This window comes from Gimesia chilikensis (genome assembly GCF_007744075.1).
Classification (GTDB): Bacteria; Planctomycetota; Planctomycetia; order Planctomycetales; family Planctomycetaceae; genus Gimesia; species Gimesia chilikensis_A.
Map to the genome: position 1 here is coordinate 8078252 of NZ_CP036266.1, position 22904 is coordinate 8101155.

The window sequence follows — 22904 nt, forward strand, 5'->3', positions numbered from 1 at the left end:
AACTCGGTTATTCACCATTTGTCCACGCAGTGAATTGTAGCACTGGGGAAGACCGTTGAGAAGTAGGCGGATTCAAAAATGAGGTCTGTCTCCGGAACACTGACGCAGTCTGATTTAGATCCCCAGCAGGACACTAAATTATTAGCTTCCTTTATTAATCAGCTGCTCGGCCCTTTTCAGATTCTTGACAAACTTCACCTGATCTTGACTTGGTGTCGTTCTTGCTGAATCCAGCATTTTGGGTAACCAGTCTCTGCTTGCCCACAGCATATGCTGTAGATGCGGGTATTCCGAACAAGCAGTCTCACTCAGGTATTTGACAACCGGTTTCAATTCACCTTGGACCTGTTTTTTGAACTGTTCCCATTCTGCATCACTGGCCTGCAATTTTTGCAGGGCCAGAAATTTTTGATATACCTCTTGCAGCTTTTTCAGCTCGGCTTTTCCATCGTGTTTACCATCTGTGTTGCTGAGTGAATCGGCCAGAGAAACAGAACTTGAGTGAAACATCACTCCTGCGATTAAAATCAGGACCGCTCGCATCCCTGCGACACAGCGACGCGCTGCGGCTCCCAGCTGTGACTTTTGGGTTCTCTTGTCGCTGACGCGCATGGTCGTGTTCCTGATTCAGTAATTTAAATAGCGAACTCATTCATTAATAATGCGTTCTGCCTCTTTGAGATGCTTCTCAAATTTTTCCTGGTCGGGGCTTGGTTCGGTGCGTGCATTGTCCAGCATCCCAGGCAGATAATCGCGGCCCGCCCAGAGCATCTGCTGGAGCTGAGGGCGATCAGAACCGGCACTCGATTCGAGCTCTTTGATCAGGGGGTCCATCTCTGATTTGACCTTGTTCTTGAAACTGGACCACTCGGCATCGCTGGCCTGCTTCTGTTGCAGTGCCAGAAATTCCTGGTGGATCGCTTTGAACTTGGCCAGTTCAGCATCTCCGCCGGGGGCAAACAGGTCTCCCAGTGGGACGAAGTACAGAATTGCAGCCAAGACGATCGCTCCGCCTACACCTCCCAGAATTTTGGGATCCATCATAGGCCCCAGCGCCTCGAATGGATTGGAACGGGCGACTTTGATCTGCGGCTTGGCGGGACGGGACGGCGGAGGAGTGGCAGCCATCGGAACTGGAGAGGCAGCTGGACTACTGGCCGGCGGTGGAACAGCAGCTGCGGGAGTTGCCGCAGCGGTCGTCGCCTCAGCGCTCTCCGTTTCCGCGGGAGCTGCTGCTTCCTCTTTCTTCGGCTCGGGCTTTTTCAACTGTAACGCTTCAATCTGCCAGGCTTCAAACCACTCCCCTTTTCTACCCAGCTTGAGCAAATCGGTGGGTTCGACACGCTGCTGCTCCGCCCACATTTTGATTTTGTGTGCTTCGATTGGACCGTAACCCATGCCTCCCAGTTTGCAGTACCATTTCTGACGGGACCGCAACTTCAGGATCGGTGGCTTGGGTGGCTCTGCTGCTTTCTTCTCTTCTTCTTTTGCTTGCTTTTTCTTGCTTTTCTTTTTCCTGGATGATTCAGAAACTTCCGCTTCTGCCTCTTCGGTCTCCGTTTCGCCGGACGTCGGTACGATCTGGTCTGCATCCATATCTTCCGCATCAATGACGTCCAGGTCACTTCCCGATGAACTTAAGAAGACCACCGTTCGCGCAGGAACCCACTCCGGTTCTGCAGATGACTTCACCTCATCGTTGGGTGCCAGTTCGCCATCAAACAGCATCTGCATCAGATCTTCGGCTGACATCGGCCCGAGTTCATGATTCAGCACCCGGCAGTACCACTGCACTTTCTGATGCTTGCTCCGCACCGCTTCCAAAGTGGCAAAGCGGGGGAGTTGAGATTCGAGCTCGGAAGAAAGCTTATCTTCCTCTTCGACGATTGAGAAACCTTCCATGGAGGGCAAGTTCGCATTCTCTTCCATCCCGAACGAAGAGTCCACGATCGAAAAATCGTCCAGAGAGAGTTCGGTCTCCCCTGACTCGCGTGCGTCGAACAACCCTCCAATGTCTGCTGCGGGAAACCAGTTCCCGCCCTCACCAACTCTGACCTCCATTTGTGGCGTCAGCTTTCTTGCATGAGCCATGGAAAACAGCTCTTCGAAAGAGATGGGACCAGATGTTGTTTCTTCTGACTGCCTGTAATACCAGCTGTCCTGTGCCATTTTTTATCTAACAATCTGTGACAGATCTAAAGTGAATTTGTGCCTGAGTCTCTGGAACTGCGCGCACAAGGCCCGTGCTCTAGTTGCCTATTTTAATGGGCAGGGTAGGGCGCATATCTACGATTTTCGCCTTGTTTTTTCGAAAAACCGACAAAAACAAAGGGGCGCGCGCAGTTCCACCACCTGGAAGTGAGGCGTTTCGACCACCCGCTACCGGAATCGTTACGATTGGCCCCTCCAGCGGTTAGCAGACGCTCAGACATGCCAGATGTCAGACGCAACTGCTTCAGGCAGCAGCAGTTTTCTGCTTTCGCAGCAACAGCCCCATAAAGAAGACAAACAGGGCACTAAAGCAGCAGAAGCCCGCAAACCAGTCACCGTATTTCGTGTACAGGCTGGTCCGGTTATCCAGGGGAACCGTATCGATGACAACCGCATTCATCGATTTGTTCCACCGCCCGGTCTTCGGATTCACAAACGATTTCCGCCCCTGATTGTCACCATCAATGAAGACATCGGGCTCAACAATCATGCCGTCACCATCGATGACAGCCGAGATCCCTGTATTCACGGCACGTACCATCGGCGTCCGGTTCTCCACGCAGCGGAACGAAGCGGTAATCAGGTGCTGATCCAGCTCACTGGAGCCATGGAACCAGCCGTCATTGGTCAGGTTGACAAGGCAGTCGATCGGGGCCGAGGGTGACTCTGCCGTCGATGACTGATTCATTACCGAGCGAACCAGCTGGGGAACGGTATCTTCAAAACAGATCACCGGGGCGAAGTTCCAGTCCTGGTATTCAAAGTTCGCCGCGTGCTTCCCAGGTTGAATCCCGAAGGAGGCCCCATAGGGAGTGAAGACCTGCAGGAAGGGCAGGGTGTCGCGTAAGGGGAGATACTCGCCGAACGGAACCCGGTGAATTTTGTCGTAGCGGGAGGTAATCCCGACATCCGGCCGCACGAAGACAGCAGAGTTATATTGCTCCACGCGCTTGTCTCCGGCAGAGACCGTATCGAGTCCAATCACCAAAGCGGCGTTCGCTTCCTGGCTCATATTCGTCAGTGTTTTGTGAACCGAAGGTTCGTTCCATTTCTTCAGCGGAATTTCCGGTGCGATCGCCTGAAGTTGCTCGTTGGTTTTTCCGTTGCGATCTACCAGCGGCCAGCGGAACATCGTCTCCGGCCAGACTACCAGATCGGGCTGATGCCGGACAGCGGCGCCCATCAACACCAGATGTTTCAGGTAGATTGACCGCCACTGATTCTGATCGTGTTTGACTGACGTCGGGAAATTACCCTGAATCAGCGCGATACGGGGGCCATCTTTAAACTCAGCCTGCCCGCGACGCAGATAGCCATAGCCCAGTACCGACAGAAACAGGGCCAGACAGACCGCGGTCTGAACCAGCTGCTTGCGACCAATCTGATCCAGGTTCTGTTCTTCCGGTGTCAGATTGGTCGGAAAGAGTTGAAGCCGCTTCATCAGTGACATCGGCAGCAGATCGGTAAAACAGGCAGCCAGCATCACCACAACAAAGCTGACACCGTAGGCTCCCGTAATATCACTGATCTGAATCAGCTCGGTCCACCGGTATTGCGTATGGCCAATGTAGTACCAGGAGAACCCGGTCAACAGGTAAGCCCGCATGTATTCCAGACCCACCCACATCACGGGTGCGGCCAGTGGCAACGGAATACGGAACCGATGCACGGAAATGCGGCTCAGAAAGACGAAGGTCGGAAAGTACAATGCGAAGTAACACGCGAGTGCGATCCAGGCGATATACATACTGGGATCACCGAGTCGCATCCACTGCAGCGTGGGAACAGTAAACAGCAGTCCGCCAAAAAGGGTGGCGGTATACATCAATCTGGTTGCGCGGGGAATGCGAACCAATAACAGCAGCGGAATCAGGCAGACCCAGCCCAGCGGTCCGAAGTCAACGGGAGTGAAGCTGGCCCACATCAGCACCGCCGTCAATCCCGACAACGTCCAGGCTCCCCAGGTGGGAGCAGGCGAAGTCCGCGCGGTATTGATGATCCGCTGAATGTCCTGCCCCAGGGCATGATCGGGGGTGGATTCAGGTTGGGAGGATTGAGCATCAGACACGGACTGTGGTTCCATTTCAGGAAGGTCAGAGGGATTTGGTTCGGTAGAAATTGTGGTCGAGGTCATGAGTTCCATCCTTGGTTTTCGATCTCGCAGAGAAACGCTGACTGAGCGATTTCCTGAACGTGAAACGTCCTGTCCCACGGAAACCGGTCATTCTTCTTACGTCGCTTTAACGCTTCTCAATGGGGCCAATCCAGTCAGCGGTCCCCATTTTTATGTCTGATTCTGGTGTTTTTTACTGAAATCAGGCTTTCAGGAGTAGATCAATCAGGGGAGAAACTCACTCTACTACCATAAAAATGTGTCAATTAAGAACCCGCTCTGATACAGCTGATTGCCCGTAGAGAACAGCGCTACTGCATTTGCGGCCACTGTTGCATGCAAATCTGCAGAACCCATTGATTTCAAAGGAGTTACAGACGCAGCCCCCTCTGACCACTCGACGCGAGCGGGTTGATAAGTGGGGCGATCCCCTCGCGAGTGAAAGTCCGCCGTCAGCCGTGCTCTCAATGTCCGGGGCATCGGATGGGGATCTCCGAGGAACTGTCGCAACGCGGAGCGCACAAAAAGTTCGAAACAGACCATACTGCTCACCGGGTTCCCAGGCAAACCGAAAATGTAGCAGGGCGAACCAGTCTCACGCTCCAGAATCCCAAACCAGAGCGGCTTGCCCGGCTTCAGATTCACCTTGTGAAATACCTGTTTCACGCCGGCTGCTTCCAACTCCGAGGGGACCAGGTCCAGTTCCCCGGCAGAAACACCACCGGAGAGCAGCAGAAAGTCGCTCTCGAGACCTTCCCGGATTTTCTCGCGTAGATGGGTGCGTTCGTCGCGGGCGATTCCCAGTGGTACAGGTCGGGCATCGGCTTGCAGGATCTGGGAATGCAGCATGACTTCATTCGAATTACGAATCTGTCCCGCCTGGGGACGCTCTTCCGGGGGCACCAGCTCATCGCCGGTCGCCAGAATCGCTACCGATGGTCGCATGCGGACCGAAATCCGGGGACTGCCGGTCTCGGCCAACGCGCCGATCTCCTGGGCGCGAAGATACGCGCCCGCTTTGACCACGGTCGCCCCTGCCTCCAGCACCGAAGCCCGGTAAAGCATATTCTTACCCGGTTCGACGGGCGTCGTTTTAAGCCGCACCGTCTGCTCGGATTCGTTGATCTCACAATGTTCGATCTGAATCACAGCATCCGCACCTTCCGGCAACGGGGCGCCGGTCATGATCTGCGACGTCTGTCCCGCCTCCAGTGACCGACTCGGCACCGAACCGGCGTAGATGACTTCCTGAATCTGCAGGGTCCCGGTTCCGTCAGGCACGTCGCAACTGCGAACGGCAAAGCCATCCATCAGTGCCTTATCGAACGGGGGAATATTGACATCACTGACGGCATCTTCCGCCAGCACACCATGCGTGGCTTCAAACAATGAGCAACGTTGGGGAGTCGTGGGTCGGACTGTTTTGAGAATCTGATCGAATGCTTGCTGGACAGACAGCATCTGGAACGCCTCCCTCTCTGGATCAAACGCTGGTGAGTTCTTCCGCGGGCAACTGCAGGAAGTTTTTCAGTAGAGTGATTCCTTCGTGCGTCAGAAAACTTTCCGGATGGAACTGCACGCCATGGACCGCGAATTTCCGATGTCGGAGCCCCATGACCTCTTTTGGCTGTCCCTCTTCTTCGACCCAGGCACAAACTTCCAGCTCCTCAGGGCAGGTTTCCTCGGGAACAATCAGGCTGTGATAGCGGGTCGCCTGAAATGGGGAAGTCAGGTTCTGAAACACGCCTTTGCCGTCATGATATACCTCAGAGACTTTTCCGTGCATCAGGCGCTGAGCACGAACCACTTTCGCACCAAAGACTTCTGCGATGCACTGATGCCCCAGACAGACACCCAGGATGGGAACTTTCCCCGCGAAATGTGCAATGATCTCTTTCGAAAGACCTGCTTCACCCGGAGTACAGGGACCGGGAGAGATAATGATTTTCTCAGGGGCTAACCGCTCGATCTCCTCAATCGAAGTCTGATCGTTGCGGGCCACTTCAATCTGAAGTGTCGGATCAATTTCCCCAAACCGTTGAACAAGGTTATAGGTAAAGGAATCATAGTTATCGAGAACGAAAATCACGTGTCACCCTGCAGCAGATCAAGTTAAGTAATGTGTATTGGGAATAACAAATCATAGACAACAGACGGCCGAAAAGCGACTGGCCTGGAGTAATTCCTATCCTTCACGGCCGATCTGGAGCCGCGAATTCCGACTGACCGTCACACGTACATCCATCGGCAAATCAACCAGCGGCGCCTGTCCTCTCTGACTGATAAGACAACGTATTAACTGGTTTGTTCTTAAGAATATTGGTGTTGACCAGAAATGGCAATAATTGTTATGAATCCCTGCCTTTCCGGAAGGATCCGGATCACAAATGCTTAAATGTACACATTTCGCTCGCATTAAACCGGCGGAAACCTGTAAATACAGGGGTTAAGGTTGGACTCCAGGCCGATATCAAACTGGTTGAAACGCTTTACCATCTCACGGCGGCAGCTGTTCTGGATGGTTGTCTTTCTACCTATATTCTGCGCGATCTACTATCTGGCGTTCTGGCTGCGCTATGAAGGCTCTCTCAACGTCGATGGCGTACTGGGAGAAAACGGCTTTCGCATGTTTCGCGCAACGGTCCTCTGGGCCGTTGGTCTGAAGACGATCACCTTCTGGGGGAGCGGCGTCTATAAAATCCGCAGTCGCTACATCACCACCCGCGATGTGGTCAACCTGGCCAAAGCAGTCACCATCAGCTCAATCGGGCTGGCTCTGATCGATTACCTCTTCTTTCCCAAGATCATGCTTCCTCGTTCTGTCTTTCTGATTGACTGGGGCTCCACGATCCTCGTGGTCTGTGGAATCTGTGCCGGAATTCGCATGGTTCGTGACAGTGGCCGCAAGTTTCGCCAGCAGGGAAATTGCAAACCAACATTCATTATCGGTGCCAATGAAGCCGGCGCCGCGCTCTTGCGGATGATCGAACGCGATAAAAATTCCTGCCTGCGAGTCGTGGGTTTTCTGGACGACTATTCCAGCCGGATCGGTACCCGCATCAACGGGGTTCCGGTGCTCGGTTCGCTCGCCCAGATGTGCGTCCTCGCAGAAGACTACGGCGTCTCGGAAGTGCTGCTTCCGGCCGATGAGATTCCGGGCAAGACGGTCCGCCAGTTAATGGAAGCCGGCAACTCGGCCGACATCTCGGTACAGGTACTCCCCAGTTATCAGCAGTTGCTCTCGGGTAAAGTGGAGATGAAACCACGGCCCGTCTGTATTGAAGACCTGCTGGGACGTGAGCCCGTACAGCTCGACATGCAGAACATTCGCGACTGGATGGATGACCGCGTACTCATGGTCACCGGCAGTGCCGGCAGCATCGGTTCGGAAATCTGTCGTCAACTCCTGCAGTTCTCTCCCCGACGACTGATCCTGGTCGACCGGTCCGAGAACAGCCAGTTCTACCTCGAACGGGAACTGATCAAACTGGGATACGCGGGTCGCTTCGACGTCGTGATTGCCGACATCAACGATTCCAAACGCATTCGCGCCGTTATGCGGGAATACCAGCCGGACATTCTGTTCCACGCCGCTGCTTACAAACACGTCCCCCTGATGGAGGGCAACCCTGGCGAAGCGGTCAAGAACATCGCGCTGGCTACCAAACACCTCGCCGACCTGGCAGAAGAATTCAACGTCGGCTCGTTCGTGATGATCTCCTCGGACAAAGCCGTCAACCCGACCAACGTCATGGGCGCCAACAAGCGGATTGCCGAGTTGTACGTGCAGTCGCTCGCCGCTCATTCCCGCTGTCACTTTGTGACGGTTCGCTTCGGCAACGTTCTGGGTTCCGCCGGTAGTGTGGTGCCAATCTTCACACAGCAGATCCAGAACGGCGGCCCGGTCACGGTTACCGACGAACGGATGCAACGTTACTTCATGACGATCCCCGAAGCCTCGCAGCTGGTGATTCAAGCTGGTGCGATGGGGCGGGGCGGGGAAATCTTCGTGCTCGATATGGGTGAACCCGTGCGGATCGTTGATCTCGCAACCGACCTGGTTCAACTCTCCGGTCTCAAGGTGGGTGAAGATATCGAAATCCAGTTCACCGGTCTGCGGCCCGGCGAGAAGCTCTATGAAGAACTGCACGTTGACGGCGAAAAACATCTGCCGACCCGGCATCCCAAAATCATGGTCGCCGAAAAGGTCTCGGTCAGCGAACAGTTCATCCATGACTCCTTCGCGCGACTGGAAGCCATCACCGAACAACCTTCTCCAGTGATTCTCGCAGAAATTCAGCGGATCCTTCCCGAATTTCAGTCCAGCATTTCTCAACCTGCAGAGACACCTCTCCGCCGCGCTGCTTAAAGTCGGACTGTGATCCACTGCAGCTGCGATCAGCCGCTGATTCCCCGCAGTACCTTTTCATCCCTGCCTGAATCTGTTACTTAATAGTAATACAGAGAGTCGTTTTATGGGCCCGTTTCTTACACCATGAAAACGCAGGTAGATTATGAACAAGGCGCTACGGTTTCTGATCTCGTCTTCACTGTTGCTGCTCTTCGCACCACTTCTCAGTGGCTGTAATGACAGCTCCGCTCCTGGAACTGGTTCCGACCCCGCGCAGGCAGAGGGCAACACTGCCCCTCCGGGTCGACTGTTTGGTGCTTCCTTTCAGACATTGAATAATCCCTTCTTCGTCGATCTGGGCAATGGACTGCAGAAAGAACTCGCCGCGCACGGCGATGAACTGATCATCCTCGACGCGCAGTTCAATTCACTGAAACAGAAAAACGATCTCTCCGATCTGATTCTCAAAGACGTCGCCGGCATCTTTGTCAATCCGGTCAACTGGGAAGGCCTCAAAGGGTCTCTACTGGAAGCACAGCGTAAAAACGTGCCCATCATCATCGTCGATGCTCCGGTCAAGGAATCAGACGAAGAACTGATTGTCTGCACCGTCGCTTCCGATAATGTCCGCGCGGGACAACTCGCTGCCGAGGCCCTGGCCAAAGTGAACCCCAAAGCGAAATTGGTCGTATTGCACCTCTCGGTCAATAAAGCCTGTATCGACCGGGTCGCCGGTTTTAAAGAGACGCTGCAGAAATATCCGGACATGGAAATCCTCGACGTTCAGGAAGCCAAAGGGACGACCGAAGGAGCCCGCCCCGTGATGCGTGACCTCATCGGCCGCTATCCCGATCTGAACGCAGTCTTCGCCATCAATGATCCCAATGCCCTGGGTGTGATATCGGCTCTCGATTCGGCTAACAAACTGGACGACGTGACCATCGTCACCGTCGATGGTTCGCAGGCGGGGATCAAAGCGATCCAGGCCGGAAAGCTGCATTCGACTTCGGCTCAGTTCCCCAAGGAGATCGGTAAGATCGCAGCGGAGAAAATGCTCGCGCATCTGAATGGGGAACCGGTTGAAAAAGACGTGAAAGTCCGCGTCGAACTGATCACAACCGAAAATGCGGAGCAGCACCTGGAGGCAGACTGACAGATGCCTGCCACCTTAGCGCCTCTGCTACGACTGGAAGGCATCACCAAGCACTTCGGGAACGTCACCGCCCTGGATCAGGTCAATCTGGAGATTCAGGCAGGCGAAATCCATACGTTGCTGGGTGAGAATGGCGCCGGTAAAAGTACGCTGATCAAGATTCTGGGAGGCATCTACCAGCCCGATGCAGGCACACTCTGGTCGGAAGACGAACCGATTACACTGCCCAACGTCTCAGCCGCCGACCGTTATCAGATTCGACTGATTCACCAGGAACTTTCACTCGCCCCCAATCTCACCGTGGCGGAAAACATTTTCCTCGGCCGCGAACCCAGCACCCTAGGCTGGCTGCGAAAACGGGAAATGAACCGCCAGGCACAAGCATTGATTCTGCAGCTCGGACTCACCGAACTCCGCGACGTGACTGCAACCGTCTCGACACTCAGCACCGCTCACCAGCAACTGGTGGAGATCGCGCGGGCTCTGTCTCAGGAAGCACGCGTACTGGTACTCGACGAACCGACGTCGTCCCTCTCCGAACTGGAAGTGGAGGCACTGTTCCAGACACTCCGTCGCCTGCGCGCACAGGGGGTCGGCATCGTCTATATTTCACATCGCATGGAAGAGATCATGCGACTTTCTGATCGCATCACCGTTCTGCGGGATGGAAAGACGGTCGGCACTGCTCCCGCCAGTGAGGTCAATCCCCAGACACTGATCCGCTGGATGGTCGGTCGAGATATCAAGGACCACTTTCCGCGGCCCTCTCATCGTCCTGGCGCGGTCGCATTGAGCGTGAGTGATTTGAGTAACGCGAACGTGGCAGACGTTTCATTCGAAGTCCGTTACGGCGAAGTTCTGGGGCTGGCGGGGCTGGTGGGCGCCGGACGCACCGAACTCGCCCGGGCTCTGTTCGGCATCGACCGAATCGACAAGGGCACAATTCAGATCGACGGAAAGCCGGTCCGGATCCGCAGTCCCCGTGATGCTCTCAGACAGGGGTTGGTACTGGTTCCTGAAGACCGCAAACAACAGGGATTGATCGTCGAGCAGAGTGTGGCTTTCAATATCACGCTCCCCTGGCTGAAAGAATGGATTCGCGGCTGCGCCTTTCATTACAAGACTCGCGATAAAATGGTCGAACGGACCATTTCACGGTTCGGCGTCAGGCTCTCCGATGCCGAACAACCGGTCCGCGATCTCTCGGGAGGTAATCAACAGAAAGTGCTCGTGGGTCGCTGGATGGAACATCCACCGAAAATCCTGATCCTCGACGAACCGACGCGCGGCATTGATGTTGGCGCGCGGGAAGACCTGTATCGAATTATCGGAGAGCTGGTCAGTCAGGGAATGGCATTGATCCTGATCTCTTCGGACCTGGATGAAGTCATGAATATCTCACACCAGATCGGCACCTTCCGCGCAGGCCGCCTGACAGGCATCTCACCGGCAGAGTCGGTCACCGCGGAAGAAGTCATGCATCAATTAACGGGAGGTAGCAGCGCGTGAAAGTCGTGAAACAAATGGTTCCCCTGCTGGCAGCCATCATTATCCTCCTGCTGCTGTTCCGCATCTGGGTTCCCAGCTTCCTGACACCGGAAAACATGTTGAACCTGACTCAACAGATCTCCGTCAACACGATCCTCGCCTTAGGCATGACGCTGGTTATCCTCGTTGGCGGCATCGATCTGTCAGTCGGCGCGATGGTGGCTCTCGTCGGCACGACCACCGTCTACTGTCTCACCGCACTCTCGGGTGACACCCAAGATCCGTTCATGTTACTGACAGCCATCCTCGCAGGATTGGGGGTCGCTTCTCTGTTTGGAGTCTTTCATGGAATCGCGGCTGCGAAAACCGCCATGCCGCCATTTATCATCACACTGGCTTCCATGCTCATCGCCCGCGGATGCGCGCTGCGTTTCAACGGCGGATTACCGATGCCCATCAAAGACGAACAGACCTGGTTCCTCGCGATTGGCAACGGGCGACTGTTCGATGTCGTACCGTATCCCGTGGTGATTATGCTCTCACTGTTTTTATTGATGGCCCTGCTGCTGCATCGGACCCGTTTCGGTCAGCATGTCTATGCACTGGGCGGAAATCGGGAAGCGGCTCTCTACACAGGAATACCTATTGTGCGGGTAGAAATCACTGTATATCTACTCTGTTCCCTGATGGCGGGCGTCGCGGGCATGATTCATACTTCTCAACTTTATTCGGCGGAACCCGGTTCAGGGGAAATGTTTGAGTTAACAGCAATTGCCGCAGTTGTGGTCGGAGGCACAAGTTTTACTGGCGGACGGGGTACCATGTTTGGTACAATGTTAGGGGCCGTTATTATCGGGATACTCGATAAAGGCCTGAATCAGGCAGGAGTCCATTACTCTCTGCAGTACATCGTGAAGGGCGCAGTGATATTGGTTGCCGTCTACCTTGATGTCAGACGAAACCGATAATCAGACAGCACTGTGCCGATTGCAGCGATTGCGCAAGAGAATGAGCCTGCAAAAAGTTTGTCATTTTCCTGACGGACACGAAGTCGTGAGCTAGACTTCCTGTGTACGTATGGGCTGTTTATGTCCACGTACCGGTTGATCTTGTTAAGCCCCTCGTAAAGAGACCGACTCATGACTTCTGAAAAACCTCGCTATATCCGTCGTTATATCATCACTGTCATTGTCCTGGTTCTGGTTGCGCCCTTTCTGATTTATGGTGCGCATCAGAGCGTCGAAAGCATGAGTATCGCCCCTGAAAAGTGGGCGCCACCTTACATGCAGTCACGCAAAAACTATGACCGGTTCATGAAAGACTTCGAAAGCAACGACCTGATTCTGATCAGCTGGCCCGGCTGTACCGTCGATGATCCCCGGCTGACCGAATTCGAAAAGCGAATCGAAGGTCCCGGCAAGACCGACTTCGGTGAAACCCACGAGGAGATCTTTGATCGAATTGTCACCGGTGCGGGAACCGTCGACTCATTAACGGCTCCCCCGCTCAAGTTGCCCCGCGACGAAGCGCTGGAACGACTACAGGGGGTTCTGGTCGGTAAAAACCTGAAAGACAGTTGTGCGGTGATTATTCTCACCTACCGTGGCAACGAATTACGAACACAAGCCATCGATCATGTATTGAAAGTCGCGCAAGATGTCTGCGGACTGCCGCGCGAAGAATTTTATCTCACTGGACCTCCCGTAGACGGCGTCGCCATCGACCGTGCCAGTATTCACAGTGTGAATGTCTTCGGCGCATTGTCTGCCATCCTCGCAACCCTGTTATGCTGGTTCTGTATCCGCTCCTGGATGCTCACCGGAACCATCCTGCTGGCAGGTCTGTTCGGGCAGGGGCTGGTCCTCTCTATGGTCTACTACTCGGGCGCATCACTGGATGCCGTCCTGATTGTGACACCTTCACTGGTATTTGTCCTTACAATTTCCGCCGGCGTGCACCTGGTCAACTATTACTACGACGAACTCTGTACGACACAGGCGAAAACGAAAACAGAAGCAGAAGAAGCCGTCCGACGCAGTTTTGCACAAGGCTGGTTGCCCTGTCTGCTCGCTGCCATCACCACTGCCATCGGCCTGGGATCCTTGATGGTCAGCCAGATCTCGCCCATTGCCCTGTTTGGCATGATCGCCTCCATCGGTCTGTTGGTCACACTGGGGGTATTGTTACTGATTCTCCCCGGAGCCATGCAACTCTGGCCACCGCAGCGGATTCTGAAAGCCAACCAGGCAGAACACCCCGCTCATATGCCACGAACAATAACCCGTCTGTCCCGCTTCCTGAACGGTTTCACTCACTGGCTGCAGCGGTATTCGCTGCCCGTCTTCCTGACATCATTGATGCTGATGACCGTCTCCGCTTATGGTCTGGTATATACCCGCTCTTCCGTCGATATTCCGTCCCTGTTCCCACCCGGTAGTCAGGTTCTGAAAGATTATCGCTTCAATGAAGATCGCATGGGACCGCTGATTCCCGTTGAAGTCGTTATCCAGTTTGATAAAGACTGCAAGAAGACCTTCCTGCAGCGTCTGCGAATTATTGACGACATTGAGAAGACGATTAAAAACATCGACGGTTATACCGGCACCATGTCGGCAGCGACCTTCGGACCCAATCCGGTCGAACACAACGGTTTTGAATCGATTTTCCGCAAGGTCGTCACCAATAAGAAACTCAAAGAAAACCGTGAAGCCATTCTGGAATCCGTTTACCTCTCTGATGAGGATGGTGAGGAATCATGGCGGATCAGCGCCCGCGTACCTGCTCTCGCACAGGTCGATTACGGGGCCGCACTCAATAAACTGAAATCCACGCTCCAGCCGGAACTGGAAAAATATCGCGAACAGGACGTGCACCTCACCGCGTACTACACGGGGATCATGCCGCTGATTCATACCGTTCAGCAGCTGATTATGCAGGACCTGACCTGGAGCTTCATGACCGCCTTTGGTCTGGTCGCGCTGGTGATTGTCATCGTCCAGAGAAACCTGTGGACGGGTCTGCTCAGCATGTTGCCGAACGTCTTCCCCATCGTGGTCGTCTTCGGCATCATGGGCTGGATGGATATCCCGCTCGACATCGGTTCGATTATGACCGCCAGTGTCGCACTGGGGATCGCCATCGATGACACGCTGCACTTCCTCTCCTGGTTCCGCCGGGAGAAACAGCTGGATCGCAGCTGTGAAGAAGCGGTTCACGCCGCCCTGAAACATTGTGGACGAGCCATGATTCACACCACCATGATCTGTGGTCTGGGTCTGCTGGTCTTCGGCTTCAGCAGCTTCATTCCGACGCAACGCTTCGCCTGGATGATGCTGACCCTGCTGACCACAGCGTTGATCGGCGACCTGTTATTCCTGCCGGCCATGCTCATGCAGCCCTTTGCCCGGCATCTGCAGTTTGCGAAAGCAGGATTGCCCGAGACGATTGGACTCACTCACTCCAAACTCTCTACAGAATAAGCTCAGCTGACACGGGTCAGTGTGCGTTCAAGTTCGCATGCTGACCCATCTGCTGCAGCATCTGACGCCGTGCATTGATCCGGTTCACCAGTTCGACGCGCTGGCGTTCGTGGCGTTTCTCGACCCGCTGTTGTGCCTGATAGAAATAACGGACTGCTGACTGCAGATTCCGTCCGGAACGCTGATAGTCGGTCCGCAGGGCTGCTGCCTGCTCGGCTCCCAGTCCGCTGGTCAGGATCTCATCTTCGAGTGAAAGGAAGACCCGTGCACTGCCGGGATCGCCCTGACGTGCTGCACGACCGGTCAATTGACGATCGATGCGCGAAGATTCGTGCAACTCCGCACAGATCACATGCAGCCCCCCCTGTGCAACGACATCGTCGCCGAGCAGAATATCGGTTCCCCGGCCCGCCATATTCGTAGCGACCGTAATCTTACCCGACTGTCCTGCCCGTTCGATGATGGTCGCTTCGTTCTCGTGATTTAATGCATGCAGAACTTCATGCTCCAGACCGGCTGCTGCCAGGCGTTCGGAGAGCTGTTTTGAAAGATTGACTGACCGCGTACCAATCAACACCGGTCGTCCCTGTGCGTGCAGCGCTGCGGTCTCTTCGACAATCGCGGTCCATTTTTCCTCTGCCGTCAGAAAGACTCTCTCCGGGAGTTGTTCGCGGCGGCCGGGGCGATTGGTAGGAATCGTGATCACGGGAGTGCCAAACACTTTCTTGAATTCACTCCGTGCGGAAGCAGCCGTCCCCGTCATGCCTGCCATGCGGGTGTAGCGGGCAAACAGTTCCTGGACCGTGGTCTGGGCACCGACTCTGGTGGGTGAGGTAATCTCGACCCCCTCCCTGGCTTCAATCGCCTGGTGAATGCCGTTCTGCCACATCCGACCTTCCGAAATTCGTCCCGTGAATTCATCGACAATAGCGACTTTTCCTTCCCGCACGACATAGTCTCTGCCGTTCTGAAAGTAGCTCTGAACTTTGAGGGCCCGTTCGGATGAAAGATAAGCTGTTCCCGGATCGAGCGAACGAGGTGCTTCCGGCTGGAGCAGCAGTTCTCGTATCACCCGCCGTCCCGCTTGAGTGAGTTCCATACCCTTTTGCGGACCATGGTCGAGATAATGTTCGCTTTCGGCAAGCCGGGCAACCGCGGTTGCACTCCACTGGCAGACCTCTGACAGCGAGGCCTCCAGCGCATCAGCCTGTCCGATGATCAGCGGCGTTCGGGCTTCATCAATCAGGATGCTGTCCGCTTCGTCAATCAGTACCATGTAGGGAGACCGCGGATTGAGCAGCCCCTGATCTTCGCCTGTCTGTTCCTGTCCAAACAATTGTTGACGACGCGGGTTCGTGGATGTTTTGAGTTCTGGTGAATTGAGCAGGTCCCGCAGGTAATCAAAGCCGAATTCCCGTGCGGTGCCGTAGGTGATATCGCATTCATAGGCAGCGCGACGTTCGCTCATGGAGGAAGCTGCCGTGACCGTTCCGACGGTCATCCCCAGCGAATGATAAACGGGGCTCAGCCAGCGGGCATCGCGTTCAGCCAGATAGTCGTTCGCCGTCGCAATGTGCATTCCCAGTTCGGGCAGGGCGTTCAAACAGAGCGTCAACGCCGCAGTCAGCGTCTTGCCCTCACCGGTCTGCATTTCTGCAATCGCCCCCTCATGCATGGCGATCGCGCCGAGGTACTGCACCGGGTAGGGAGTCATTCCCAGGTGCCGCTGCATCTGTTCGCTGATGACCGCAAACGCTTCCGGTAGCAGGTCCGTCAGTGACTCTCCACTCTGCACACGATAACGCAGTGCGTTCCACTCGTCGAACAGTTCCGTTTCGGAACGGCTCGCGTATTCAGCCTGGAGCGACTGAATCTGCTCCACCAGGGCCCACCAGCGCGCGGGTACTTCGGTCCCCCCGCTGGGGAGCATGCCGCGAAACCGATCTGTGAGCGAGCTGATGATATTCACCACGTTGAATCCCGAATCCCTGTCCAGAGTAATAAACGATGGAACCGCTACATTCTAACCGACCAGCAGGGCCGATTCGATCCTTTTTACCGGCCTCGTCTCTTCGTACGAGTAAGCCAGGTCGATTGTTGACTTTGGGCAACGTTTCCTGGAAACGTCTGTCGCTTTCAATCAACATCACAGGCCTCAAATGCCTGTTTTCAGCTGATTTAGGACGCGAAGAATAAGAAACGCGAATCGCATGCCAGCGGCGGGCAGGGGGGAGCGGAAAAGCAACACGGCTCAAACGCCGGTCCGCAGTGCGCGCAGGGGGAGCCGGAAGGGATCAATCAGAGAGCATCGCTCAGAGCAGTTTTTTCTGCCGGGGACTGGATTTGCCCTTCGACTTGCTCCGCGGCGCAGGGGCGTCGGTCTCGCGCTCTGCGAGCCGTTTTCCGTTCTTGGTGGAAGGCGCACTGGTCAACGGATTTTCCTGACCATCCAGGGGCTGACCGACTTCGATGTCCGCCAGTCGCTGCTGTGCGCGGGCACCGTATTCCGCAGAGAGTTCAAAGCCGAGATACTGGCGATTCAGTTTTTTGGCAACCGCCAGCGTGGTGCCGCTCCCCGTAAAGGGATCGAGAACGACCTCTTCCGGATTAGAACAGGCCCGGATAATTCGTCCCAGCAGCTGCTCGGGCATCTGGCACCCGTGCCAGCCCTGGCGTTCTTTAAACGTACCGTTGATGCGGGGGAAGTACCATGTATCTTCATCCGCCTGGAAGCTCTCGGGAATGTCCTGGGGACGCAGGATCCAGGTATCGTCGGGGAGACGTCCTTTGGGATTCGCGCGTTTGTCGCCGTAGACCAGCTGTCGGGCAGAGGGAACGCGGATTGCCGGATCGTCGGCGTTGAACGTGAACTGCTTCGGATCTTTGACCATATGAAACAGGTGGGCGTGCGAACGGCTGAACTTGTTCTTGCAGTTCACACCGAAGGTGTAATACCAGATGACCCAGCTGCGACAGGTCAGCCCCAGCGTCCGCTGCATCATGACTTTCAACTCTGCCGCGTATTCATCGCCGATGGCCAGCCAGAAGGTTCCATCCGGCTTGAGCAGCCGTACCACTTCCTTGAGCCAGTTCTCACACCAGTCGAGATACTGTTCGCTCTCCAGGCGGTCTTCGTACTCATCGTATTCATAACCGATATTGAACGGCGGATCGGCGAAAGCCAGATCAACGCATGCGTCGGGCAGTGCCTGCATCCCGGCGATGCAATCCTGAATCTGTATCTGATTGAAACTGGTCATAAGCGTGGCTGTGTCGGCTGCGGGAAGAGTGTTATTTATTTCTGCGAATGCGTTTATAGCGCACATTACAGCCGATGGCAATCGTTTCGGTCGTTTCCGGCTGTTTTCCCTGCAAAGCCGCCTCGATTGCCTGTTGAACGTAATTCTGTTTGACCTTGCTGGCATCGGTCGAATCATCCATGGCGCCCATGTAGACCACCTTGCGGTCTTTGTTGAGTACAAAAAACTCCGGGGTACGCGTAGCGCCGAAAGCCTGACCAATCTGCTGTGACTTGTCAAACAGGTAAGGGAACACGAAGCCCTCCTTCTGAGCCCGTTCTTTCATCTTCTCCGGGCTGTCAGCGGGAATCAGATTAACGTTCACGGCGATGACTCCCACCCTGGAATCTTTCCCCTGATACTTCTCTGCCAGCTGATTGAGGCGTGTTTCATAATCGACGGCGTAAGGGCAGCTGTTACAGGTAAACGCAATGACGAGCACATCCTTATCTTTGAAGGAATCGCTGGCATACGATTTCCCATCGGTCGCCGGGAGCTTCTCCCAGGTCGGGGCCTGATCGCCTACATCCAGAACCGGATTATACTTTCCCGCCTGAACGGGTACCGTCAGGCAAACCAGGCTGCAGACAGCCAGAGCGAGCAGTGTTCTGATTCGATATGAAGTCGGCATGATAATCAGACCTTCTTTTTAAACTGATGATTCGAGACAGCGCGTTTACCAGGGAACGTCATACTTGACGCGCTGGGCGAGTTCTTTTAACTGCTCCGCATGATCTTTGTGAACCGAAATCCCTTCCTGCAGTGCGTGTTGTGTCTGTTCCCATTCAAGTTCGCCCGGCAGTCGCACCGGATCCTCTGTCCGCACGGGCGTCAGTTGATGCAGGGCCTCTGTCGCAGACGCCAGTTCGGCATGGAAGCGATCTTCTTCCACGAACTGTTTCAGATCGATCACATAGAAGAAATGTTCGGAACCCTCAATCTCCGGTGCTTTGGTCTTGTTGATCGGCATCTTGCCTCCCGTCAGCGCGCCGGTCAGAATGGAACTGATCAAAGCCAGTCCGTAACCGCGGGGTCCCGAGGCGGGAAGCAGTGTTTTCACAGCGGCAGCGTCAGTGGTTTCATTCCCTTCACTGTCCAGACCGTAACCAGCGGGGACGGGTAGGCCGTACATGGCCTGCGTTTCCAGTTTACCCCAGGAGGTCTTGGCACACGCCATATCCAGAACGAAGGGAGCGCCTTGCGGATTGGGCACCCCCCAGGCGATTGCATTATTGGCTGTGCCTGGCTGCGTACTTCCATGAGCGGCGACAGTCGCCCGGCCCGTGTTCGTTGTGCAGTACGCAATCATGCCGGCCTTCACCGCCATCATTACATAGACGGCGGCAGCTCCGAAGTGGTGACTGTTATAGACCGTCACGGTTCCCGTACCGACTTCGCCTGCTTTTTTAATCGCGAGTTCCATGGCGCGAGTCGCAGCGACGTGTCCCATCGCTTTGCTGCCATCCATCACGGCAATGGCGGGGGTCTCTTTGACGGTCAGGATCTGTGCGCGGGGATCGATGTCGCCCATGTCCATCGCGTCCAGGTAACGTTCTGCAGTGCGGCTCCCATGCGAGTGGATGCCCCGCAGGTCCGCTTCGATTAAGCGATCGGCGGCAATCTCCGCCTCCACCTGAAACATGCCCATCCGCACAAACAGCTTGACCAGTAATTCCTTCAGGGGTTCCAGCGGAAGCAGAACTTCCTGGGATCGATCCTGAGCCGGGGCAAAATGATCCGAAGGCATAATTGTGACTCTCAATTCGGGGCGTGGGTTAGCCACATCTGATTGCTGTTCCGAGCAGTCATCAGATGAAACATCTACCAGATTAACGCCAAACCGGGCCGGATACGACTCTCTCAGGCCTTCCCGCGAAAATCTTTTCCCGATTCTAACTGATTCAGCAAGTCGTTCAGCCTGAACAGCTTAAACTAATTACCAGCAGACGGAGCCGAAAGATCGACGCGGATAATTTCCTTATCATTCCGGGCAAACACGCTTTTCAGTGCGAAAGCCGGATGCGACCAGATTGTCATCCGCCGCTGGACGCGACGGGTCGGTTCAATCAGCTTCGCCCGGCTTAACTCTTCGTACCCTTTCGGCGACAGTTTCGCGATGATCAGGTCACCTTGTTCGTTGTGCAGAAAATAACGATCTTCGTGCGGAATGATGAAGGCATTCCACCAGCGACCCTTACCGGTCGCAGCTAATGTTTCCCATAACCGCTGGCCATTGCTCGCATCCAGACCACGGAGTTCTCCGTAGCTGCCTACGCCGTAGATGTTCTTCCCGTCGAAGACCGGCGTCATCATGATCGGATGCAAACCGTCGGTATTGATCTCGCTGTCGCTCTTCCCGGCCCAGACGATTTTGGCTGTGCTGCCATCGTCGGAGACTTCGATCATCCGCGGCCCGTTATAAAAACTGGCCACGAATAACCGGTTTCCCACTTTGCGGGGTGTCGCGATCGTCAGTCCGTACTTTACACCGTAGGGAACCTGCCAGATCACCTTGCCGGTTTCCGGCTCAAGGGCTGAGACCGCCGTCGGATGCCAGACGATCAATTCCCGCTTTCCCCCAAACTCAAAGATGACCGGCGGTGCATAACCAACGGCCGGGTCATTGAGCGATCGCCAGAGTTCTTTGCCTGTCTTTTTATCAAAGCTGACCACCAGCGCATTCTGTTGGCCGCCGACCAGCGTAATCAGCTGATCGCCGTCTACCAGGGGAGAGGCCACCATACCCCAGTTGGGAAGCTTCGTGCCGTAGTCTGCTACGAAGTTTTTGCTCCAGAGCACTTTCCCCGTTTTGGCATCGAAGCAGAAGAAGTGCCCCTGGGCCCCCAGGGTATAAACGCGACCGTCATTGATGACGGGAGTGGAACGGGGACCGGCGGGATAGCTGACGGTGTATTCGGCCGGGTATTCGTAGCCCCAGATCAGTTTTCCCGTCACTGCATCCAGACAGTGCACGCGTTCGAAGCCGACCCGTTGTTTATAAATTCGATCGGTCACGAAGACACACCAGCGGGAATCGACTTCCGCGACCGCGGGCCCGGAGTAACCTTCACCAATGGGAGTCGACCAGACCCGGGGCAACTGGCCTTTGGTTGGCAATTCTTTGACAATCCCTTTTTCGCGCCAGACCAGGTCGTGCTGCGGTCCTCCCCATTGGGGCCAGTCATCACTGAAACCGGTTTGAGGCAGCAGGGTCGTCCAGAGTAACATCAGCGCGAGCGACAGTTTCGGATACATCAGAGCCTCACAGGTTTCGGGGTTCAGCGTTATTTCACTTCGTGAACCAGCAGCATGTCATGCCCCAGCGAACTCCAGTCGGTGCCGGAGATCAGGACGATCTGACTGCCTGATGACAGAAAGCCATGCTTCTTTCCATAGTTCACGATGTACTTCAGAATTTTCTGAGGTGACTTGTCGACCACGTCGGTCAGGAGTGAAGTCACTCCCCAGTAGAGTGTCATCCGGCGAGCCGTTGCCGGGCGATCGGTGAGCGCCACGGTAGGTACCGTCCGCCGCTGTTTGGACAGAGCCATCGCGGTTTTGCCTTCGTGGGTACAGGTTACCATCAGGTCTGCATCCAGCTTCTCTGCCGTCATCCCGGCTCCGAGGGTAACCGCTTCGGTCACTTCGCGGGCATACAGGCGACGGTTACTGGTGGTCTCTTCCGAATGCAGATTCGATGAGAGAATCCGCGCTGCTTCACGGACAATGCGGCTCATCATTTCGACGGCCGCCAGCGGACTGACGCCGACCGCTGTCTCACCGGACAGCATGACCGCGTCGCTGCCGTCCAGTACTGCGTTCGCGACATCGCTGGCCTCGGCGCGGGTCGGAAATGTGTTGAACTGCATGCTGTCCAGCATCTGCGTCGCGGTGATTACCGGGACACGATACTGGTTGCAGAGATGGATGATCCGCTTCTGAATGATGGGCACCCGTTCGATGTCGACTTCGACGCCGAGGTCCCCGCGGGCCACCATAACTGCATCGGTCAGTTTGAGAATCTGTTCGATATCGCTGACTGCTTCGATTTTTTCAATCTTGGCGACAACGTGCGGCGCCTCAATCGGATTCAGTTTTTCGATCTCGTCGTAGAGCTGTTTGATGTCATCCGCGGAACGCACGAAACTGAGCCCGATATAATCGAGTCCATGCTGCACAGCCCAGGCGAGGTCTTCCAGATCTTTCTCCGTAAGACAGGGAGTGCTGAGCTGGACGCCGGGCAGGTTGACTCCCTGCTTACTCCGAATGACGCCTTCCCGCTCGACCACACACTCGACGTACTCATTATCTTCCGATTTCTCGGTGACCCGCATGGCGACCATTCCGTCTGCCAGCAGTACCGGATCGCCGACCCGCAGATCGCTGATCAGCGATTCGTAGGTGCAGGTCAGTTCCTGGGGATTGTCGGTCTCTATTCCCTGAATGAACCGAAACTGCATGTCCTGCCGACAGTTGATTTCGTCACCAGGTAAGACTCCCAGCCGAATTTTGGGGCCGGATAGATCGCCCAGAATTCCGATGGGGCGGGCCATCTCTTCGGACAGCTCATGGATATTCGTAACAATTTCGGCCAGCCATTCATGCTTGCCGTGCGCGAAGTTCAACCGAAACAGATCCACGCCCGCGATGATCAGCTTCTGCAGCATTTCGCGCGAACAGGAAGCGGGACCAACGGTAGCGATGATCTTGGTTTTTACGAGTGGATGTTCCTGGTATTGGGCCGCGTTCATCATGAACCTTTAGCGTGAATCTATTTTAAGCAAATCATTCGCTGCGCTTTGATTTGCTG

16 protein-coding genes are annotated in these 22904 nt (G+C 55.2%); 5 read left to right on the forward strand and 11 right to left on the reverse strand.

All coding sequences use genetic code 11. From position 1 onward, the window contains the following. Nucleotides 1-141 precede the first annotated feature (141 nt). From HG66A1_RS30845 to HG66A1_RS30865, 5 genes are all read right to left on the reverse strand, one after another. Complete coding sequence (locus HG66A1_RS30845) at nucleotides 142-612, reverse strand: hypothetical protein (protein WP_145193277.1); 471 nt, start codon at nucleotides 610-612, stop codon at nucleotides 142-144. Nucleotides 613-648: 36 nt separating this feature from the next. Continuing rightward, complete coding sequence (locus tag HG66A1_RS30850; RefSeq protein WP_197996894.1) at nucleotides 649-2169, reverse strand: DUF4339 domain-containing protein; 1521 nt, start codon at nucleotides 2167-2169, stop codon at nucleotides 649-651. A 286-nt stretch (nucleotides 2170-2455) separates the two neighbouring features. Next, entirely contained in the window at nucleotides 2456-4345 is a 1890-nt protein-coding gene (lnt, locus tag HG66A1_RS30855; protein ID WP_145193281.1) for an apolipoprotein N-acyltransferase, read from the reverse strand. 225 nt (nucleotides 4346-4570) lie between these two features. Further along, complete coding sequence (gene glp / locus HG66A1_RS30860; protein WP_145193283.1) at nucleotides 4571-5785, reverse strand: gephyrin-like molybdotransferase Glp; 1215 nt, start codon at nucleotides 5783-5785, stop codon at nucleotides 4571-4573. 22 nt (nucleotides 5786-5807) lie between these two features. Next, the gene (locus tag HG66A1_RS30865; protein ID WP_145193285.1) at nucleotides 5808-6413 is read right to left on the reverse strand and encodes an anthranilate synthase component II; all 606 of its coding nucleotides are present in this window, start codon (nucleotides 6411-6413) and stop codon (nucleotides 5808-5810) included. A gap of 363 nt (nucleotides 6414-6776) precedes the next feature. Here HG66A1_RS30865 and HG66A1_RS30870 point away from each other — a divergent pair, with 363 nt between their 5' ends. The 5 genes from HG66A1_RS30870 (at nucleotide 6777) to HG66A1_RS30890 (ending at nucleotide 14795) form a co-directional block, all read left to right on the forward strand. Then, nucleotides 6777-8693: a polysaccharide biosynthesis protein gene (locus HG66A1_RS30870; protein WP_145193287.1), complete on the forward strand. Its 1917-nt coding sequence runs from the start codon at nucleotides 6777-6779 to the stop codon at nucleotides 8691-8693. 145 nt (nucleotides 8694-8838) lie between these two features. Beyond that, the gene (locus HG66A1_RS30875) at nucleotides 8839-9828 is read left to right on the forward strand and encodes a sugar ABC transporter substrate-binding protein (protein WP_145193289.1); all 990 of its coding nucleotides are present in this window, start codon (nucleotides 8839-8841) and stop codon (nucleotides 9826-9828) included. Between the two features lie 3 nt (nucleotides 9829-9831). After that, nucleotides 9832-11337 (forward strand): sugar ABC transporter ATP-binding protein, encoded by a 1506-nt coding sequence (locus HG66A1_RS30880; protein WP_145193291.1) that lies wholly within the window; start codon nucleotides 9832-9834, stop codon nucleotides 11335-11337. Further along, nucleotides 11334-12284 (forward strand): ABC transporter permease, encoded by a 951-nt coding sequence (locus HG66A1_RS30885; RefSeq protein WP_232102091.1) that lies wholly within the window; start codon nucleotides 11334-11336, stop codon nucleotides 12282-12284. The genes HG66A1_RS30880 and HG66A1_RS30885 overlap by 4 nt, the downstream gene beginning before the upstream one ends. 171 nt (nucleotides 12285-12455) lie before the next feature. After that, nucleotides 12456-14795, forward strand: coding sequence for an efflux RND transporter permease subunit (locus HG66A1_RS30890; RefSeq protein ID WP_145193293.1), 2340 nt, complete (start codon nucleotides 12456-12458; stop codon nucleotides 14793-14795). Between the two features lie 16 nt (nucleotides 14796-14811). On the opposite strand, the gene HG66A1_RS30895 is transcribed toward HG66A1_RS30890, so the two are convergent. From HG66A1_RS30895 to pyk, 6 genes are all read right to left on the reverse strand, one after another. After that, entirely contained in the window at nucleotides 14812-16764 is a 1953-nt protein-coding gene (locus HG66A1_RS30895) for a helicase-related protein (protein WP_145193295.1), read from the reverse strand. 343 nt (nucleotides 16765-17107) lie between these two features. Continuing rightward, nucleotides 17108-18055 carry a DNA-methyltransferase gene (locus HG66A1_RS30900; RefSeq protein WP_145193297.1) on the reverse strand — a complete coding sequence of 316 codons (948 nt, stop codon included), beginning with the start codon at nucleotides 18053-18055 and terminating at the stop codon, nucleotides 17108-17110. Between the two features lie 31 nt (nucleotides 18056-18086). Next, the gene (locus tag HG66A1_RS30905; RefSeq protein ID WP_145193299.1) at nucleotides 18087-18725 is read right to left on the reverse strand and encodes a thioredoxin family protein; all 639 of its coding nucleotides are present in this window, start codon (nucleotides 18723-18725) and stop codon (nucleotides 18087-18089) included. A gap of 45 nt (nucleotides 18726-18770) precedes the next feature. Further along, entirely contained in the window at nucleotides 18771-19841 is a 1071-nt protein-coding gene (locus HG66A1_RS30910; protein ID WP_145193301.1) for an Ldh family oxidoreductase, read from the reverse strand. 185 nt (nucleotides 19842-20026) lie between these two features. Further along, a complete protein-coding gene (locus tag HG66A1_RS30915; protein WP_145193303.1) occupies nucleotides 20027-21349 on the reverse strand; it encodes a PQQ-binding-like beta-propeller repeat protein in 1323 nt (440 codons plus the stop codon). A 29-nt stretch (nucleotides 21350-21378) separates the two neighbouring features. Further along, nucleotides 21379-22848, reverse strand: a complete 1470-nt coding sequence (gene pyk, locus HG66A1_RS30920; RefSeq protein ID WP_145193305.1) for a pyruvate kinase — start codon at nucleotides 22846-22848, stop codon at nucleotides 21379-21381. Nucleotides 22849-22904: the final 56 nt, after the last annotated feature.

Coding starts and splice junctions, on each gene's coding strand:
- glp (WP_145193283.1), bottom strand. CDS start 5,785: ATGCTGTCTGTCCAGCAAGCATTCGATCAGATTCTCAAAACAGTCCGA.
- HG66A1_RS30910 (WP_145193301.1), bottom strand. CDS start 19,841: ATGCCTTCGGATCATTTTGCCCCGGCTCAGGATCGATCCCAGGAAGTT.
- HG66A1_RS30875 (WP_145193289.1), top strand. CDS start 8,839: ATGAACAAGGCGCTACGGTTTCTGATCTCGTCTTCACTGTTGCTGCTC.
- lnt (WP_145193281.1), bottom strand. CDS start 4,345: ATGACCTCGACCACAATTTCTACCGAACCAAATCCCTCTGACCTTCCT.
- HG66A1_RS30900 (WP_145193297.1), bottom strand. CDS start 18,055: ATGACCAGTTTCAATCAGATACAGATTCAGGATTGCATCGCCGGGATG.
- HG66A1_RS30880 (WP_145193291.1), top strand. CDS start 9,832: ATGCCTGCCACCTTAGCGCCTCTGCTACGACTGGAAGGCATCACCAAG.
- pyk (WP_145193305.1), bottom strand. CDS start 22,848: ATGATGAACGCGGCCCAATACCAGGAACATCCACTCGTAAAAACCAAG.
- HG66A1_RS30905 (WP_145193299.1), bottom strand. CDS start 18,725: ATGCCGACTTCATATCGAATCAGAACACTGCTCGCTCTGGCTGTCTGC.
- HG66A1_RS30915 (WP_145193303.1), bottom strand. CDS start 21,349: ATGTATCCGAAACTGTCGCTCGCGCTGATGTTACTCTGGACGACCCTG.
- HG66A1_RS30845 (WP_145193277.1), bottom strand. CDS start 612: ATGCGCGTCAGCGACAAGAGAACCCAAAAGTCACAGCTGGGAGCCGCA.
- HG66A1_RS30850 (WP_197996894.1), bottom strand. CDS start 2,169: ATGGCACAGGACAGCTGGTATTACAGGCAGTCAGAAGAAACAACATCT.
- HG66A1_RS30890 (WP_145193293.1), top strand. CDS start 12,456: ATGACTTCTGAAAAACCTCGCTATATCCGTCGTTATATCATCACTGTC.